Consider the following 4397-nt stretch of genomic DNA (forward strand, 5'->3'; position numbering starts at 1 on the left):
AGGCGTTTTACGCCGCATCCGGCAACCGTTGCCGGAACCGAAAACAACAACTCACCCCGCCCGTAAAAGCATTTTCATTTTTTCGCTGCGACAAAACTGACGCTTTACTTCCACCACCAGCGGATGGCGCGACAGCACAATCATCACCACAAACGCCAGCACGCCCGCGGTAATTTGCACCGCCAGCAGCGTCCCCAGTGCCAGTTGCCCTTTCAGCACCACGCCCAGCACATAACTGATCACCAGCGTCGGTAATGAGAGATAAAACGGTAGCCACAAGCTCAGGATGTACTGCCGATAACTGGAGCCGAGCACCGGTTTAATCATCACGAAATAACTCAGCACAGTGTTGATAATCTGCACCAGCAGGAAGCCCAGCGTGACGCCGATTGCGCCCGCCATCTGCCCACCAATAACAATCGCCGGAATAAACAGAAAGGTTTTGAATACGTTAAATTTAAAGCTGATATCGACCCGCGCTTTCGCCATCAGCAGCGAACCAATCGGGTTACCCACTGAACGCAGTAGCCCCACCACGCACAGCAATTGCAGCACCGGAATGATGCTGTTCCATTTCTCACCAAATACCAGCGGCACAAAATTATTGGCTACCACCATCAATCCCAACAGCGCTGGAAAGTTGATAATCCCCACCACCGACAGCAGCTTGTAGAAGTTGACGCGCAGCTTTTCGGTGTCGTCCTGAATTTTGGCGAACGCTGGAAACAGCACGCGGGTGATTATCGGGTTCAACTTCATCGGCGGTACAACAGCCACGTTGTACGCCAGGTTGTAGCCCCCCGCCACGCCCGCGCCGAGAATACGTGCCAGCACCAGCGTTGAAAGGTTGGTATTGAGATAGTTGATGATGCTGTCTGCCGTCAGCCAGGCACCAAAGCGTAAGTTTGGTGCCACCGACGCCAGCGAAAAATGCAGGCCGGGACGATAAATTTTACGGCCAAAGTAGCCAAACAGCAGCGTTCTCACCGCACTATTGACCAGATAACCAAGGATTGCGGTCATCGCCAGTGGCCAGAAATGAGCGCTAACCACCGTAAAGGTAAAGCCCGCCAGCACGGCGCTGGTTTCGATCATGCCGATCTTGTTGAACTCCAGTTCCTTCTGCATCAACGCGCGGAACTGTTGCCCGTGGGGGATCACCACAAACGCCAGCGACAATGTTTTAATCAACGGCACCAAATCCGGGTTATTCAGCACGCCACCAATGGCGTCACTCAACAAAAACACCGCCGCGCACACCACGATCCCCAGCCCAACGTTCAGCCAGTACAGTGTGGTGAGTTCAAGGTGACTGATTTCTTTCCGCTGAATAATGGAGTTGGCGATGCCGAAGTCAGAAAGCGTATCTGCCAGCGTAATGATCACCAGCGACACGGTAAGCAGGCCGAACTGATGGTTATCGATAATCCGCGCCAACACGGTCATCTGTACCAGTCCCAGGCCGATGATGATCACCGTGGCAATCGCTGACCACTTCGCGCCACTGATGGTTTTTTCACGTAAGCTCATATCAATATGCCGCTTTGTTAACGAAGCCCTTGAACACCGTCAGGAAAACGATCCGGATATCGAACCAGACGCTCCATTCGCGGATATACTCAAGGTCAAACTCGACGCGTTTTTCCATTTTCTCCAGCGTGTCGGTCTCGCCGCGCCAGCCGTTAATCTGCGCCCAACCGGTAATGCCTGGTTTCACTTTATGGCGCAGCATGTAGCCTTCAATGAGCTGGCGATATTGTTCGTTATGCGCCACCGCGTGCGGGCGCGGACCAACAATCGACATTCCTCCCGTCAGCACATTGATAAATTGCGGCAGTTCATCCAGCGAGGTTCGACGTAGAAAGTTCCCCACTCTGGTCACACGCGGATCGTTTTGTGTCGCCTGGGTCACGACGTTGTCATTTTCCATCACTTTCATAGAGCGAAACTTCCACACTTTGATCGGCTTGCCATCCATGCCATAGCGGGTCTGGCGGAAAATTATTGGCCCAGGGGAACTCAGTTTCACTGCCAGGGCAATGCAGCACAGCACCGGGGAGATCAGCAGTAAGATCAAGGTAGCCAGCACAATATCTTCAGCGCGTTTGATCAGGCGGTTAACCCCAGAAAGCGGCGTGTCGTACAGCGGCACCACCGGTACGCCATTCATCTCTTCGATACGTGAATGGAGAATGTTGAAAGTAAATACATCGGGGATCAGCAGCACCGAACAGGTGGTGTCTGCCAACGCATGTACCAGCTTTTTCACTCGCGCGCCGTCGCACATCTGCATGGCGATATAGACGTTATGAATCTTGCCCGCTTTAGCGTCCTCAACCAGTTGTTGCAGGTTGCCTGCCCAGTCATTAGAAACGCCGCCCGGCTTCGGATCGTGATATACGCCCACCACTTCAAACCCTAACCACGGCTGATTACGGAAGCTCTCGATCAGCATTTGTCCGGCGGCTAAGTCCCCCGCCACCGCGACCATGCGTTTGTTATAGCCATGATTACGCAACCATCCCGCACCGATACGAATGCATGAACGGCAAACCACCAGTCCGATGCTGGTCAGCAGATACCACGCCAGCCAGACCTTCAGTTGCGTATCGAAATCATTATTAAACGCCACCAGTCCGGCGCTAAAAATCACGCTTAGCGTCCAGTTTTGTAGCAGCAGGGCAAATTCTGTCGTTGCCCGAACACCGCGCCAGGAGCGATAAAAATCGGTGATGCCGCCCAACATCTGGAACACCACCAGCGTAATCAGCGCCACCAACAGATGCATGTAGAAGAATGACCGCCCGCTCACTTCGCAAACCAGCCATAGCCCGGCAAACATGATGGTGATATCTGAAAAGCGTTGCACCATAGAGATTAACGATGCATTGGTTTTCGCTCGCTCGCGCTTTTTTAGATTTGTCATCGTTGTTCCTGTTATTAGCCCCTTACCCGCAATGGGGTAAGGGAAAAACAGACATTACTCGTTCAGCAACGTCAGCAGAGTGCGCGTTCGCGCTTCCATCAGCGGCACATCGCCGCGCGATTCCACATTCAGCCGCACCACCGGTTCAGTGTTGGAGGAGCGCAGATTGAAACGCCAGTCGGCAAAGGTCATGCTGATACCGTCGGTGCGATCCACCGCCAGCGCCTCGCGGCTAAAGTGCTGTTCGACGCGGTTAATTGCCTCAACGGGTTGCGCCAGCTTGCTGTTGATCTCCCCACTTGCCGGAAATGCCGTCATGCGGTCACGCACCAGTTCACCCAGTGTTTTCCCTTTCAGGCACACCAGTTCGGCTACCAACAGCCACGGGATCATGCCGCTGTCGCAATAAGCAAAATCACGGAAATAGTGATGGGCGCTCATTTCGCCACCGTAGATGGCGTCTTCCTTGCGCATACGTTCTTTAATAAAGGCGTGTCCGGTTTTCGACATCACCGGCGTACCGCCTGCAGCGGTCACCACATCGACAGTGTTCCAGGAGAGACGCGGATCGTGGATGATCTTCGCGCCAGGATTTTTTTCGAGGAACGCTTCTGCCAGCAGGCCGACGATGTAGTAGCCCTCGATAAACTGCCCTTTTTCGTCGAACAGGAAGCAGCGGTCGAAATCGCCATCAAAGGCAATACCCATGTCCGCACCGTGTTTGATAACCGCATTACGCGTATCGTCGCGGCATTCCGGCAGCAGCGGATTAGGAATACCGTTGGGGAAATTGCCGTCTGGCGTGTTGTGCACCTTGATTAATTCCACGGGGGCGTCGAGTGCTTTCAGACGGGCTTCGATAGCATCCACCACCGGCCCCGCAGCGCCGTTACCGGCGTTGATCACCAGCTTGAGCGGCGTGAGGTTTTTGTGGTTGATATAACCGAACAGGTGATCAACGTAAGCGTCACGCAGGTTGATTTGCTGATAGCGACCGCGTGTTGTTTCATCGACAGGCGGGAAGTCATTGGCTTCAGCCAGACGCTGGACGTCGCGCAGTCCGGTATCGCCGCTGATCGGGCGAGCCCCTTCGCGCACCAGTTTCATGCCGTTGTAATCCATCGGATTATGGCTGGCGGTGACTTCGATACCGCCATCTACGCCGAGATGGAACGTGGCAAAATAGATCTCTTCGGTGCCTGACATGCCGATATCCAGCACATCGACGCCCGCGTCCTGTAAACCTTTTGCCAGCGCCAGTTTTAAGGTTTCACTGGTGAGGCGGACATCACCACCTAATACAATGGTTTTCGGTTTAAGAAATTCGCCATAGGCGCGACCAATACGCCAGGCAATATCTTCATTCAGTTCTTCGCCTAATTTTCCGCGAATATCGTAGGCTTTAAAGCAGGTTAATTTTTTCATGTCGATACCCTTTTTCAGGCAATAGTTGGCCCTGACCGAAGCGGCC

3 protein-coding genes are annotated in these 4397 nt (G+C 53.7%); all 3 read right to left on the reverse strand.

The window, feature by feature from the left end; translation table 11 throughout:
* Positions 1 to 51: 51 nt before the first annotated feature.
* From wzxC to cpsG, 3 genes are read right to left on the reverse strand one after another with little or no spacing between them, the layout of a single operon-like run.
* Complete coding sequence (gene wzxC / locus A31E_RS12480) at positions 52 to 1530, reverse strand: colanic acid undecaprenyl disphosphate flippase WzxC (protein ID WP_016248892.1); 1479 nt, start codon at positions 1528 to 1530, stop codon at positions 52 to 54.
* Position 1531: 1 nt separating this feature from the next.
* Positions 1532 to 2926: an undecaprenyl-phosphate glucose phosphotransferase gene (gene wcaJ, locus A31E_RS12475; RefSeq protein WP_000183151.1), complete on the reverse strand. Its 1395-nt coding sequence runs from the start codon at positions 2924 to 2926 to the stop codon at positions 1532 to 1534.
* 54 nt (positions 2927 to 2980) lie between these two features.
* A complete protein-coding gene (gene cpsG, locus A31E_RS12470; protein ID WP_024193596.1) occupies positions 2981 to 4351 on the reverse strand; it encodes a colanic acid biosynthesis phosphomannomutase CpsG in 1371 nt (456 codons plus the stop codon).
* Between the last annotated feature and the right edge of the window lie 46 nt (positions 4352 to 4397).

This window comes from Escherichia sp. KTE159, assembly GCF_000408805.1.
In the GTDB taxonomy this organism is placed as follows: domain Bacteria; phylum Pseudomonadota; class Gammaproteobacteria; order Enterobacterales; family Enterobacteriaceae; genus Escherichia; species Escherichia marmotae.

Coding starts and splice junctions, on each gene's coding strand:
- cpsG (WP_024193596.1), bottom strand. CDS start 4,351: ATGAAAAAATTAACCTGCTTTAAAGCCTACGATATTCGCGGAAAATTA.
- wzxC (WP_016248892.1), bottom strand. CDS start 1,530: ATGAGCTTACGTGAAAAAACCATCAGTGGCGCGAAGTGGTCAGCGATT.
- wcaJ (WP_000183151.1), bottom strand. CDS start 2,926: ATGACAAATCTAAAAAAGCGCGAGCGAGCGAAAACCAATGCATCGTTA.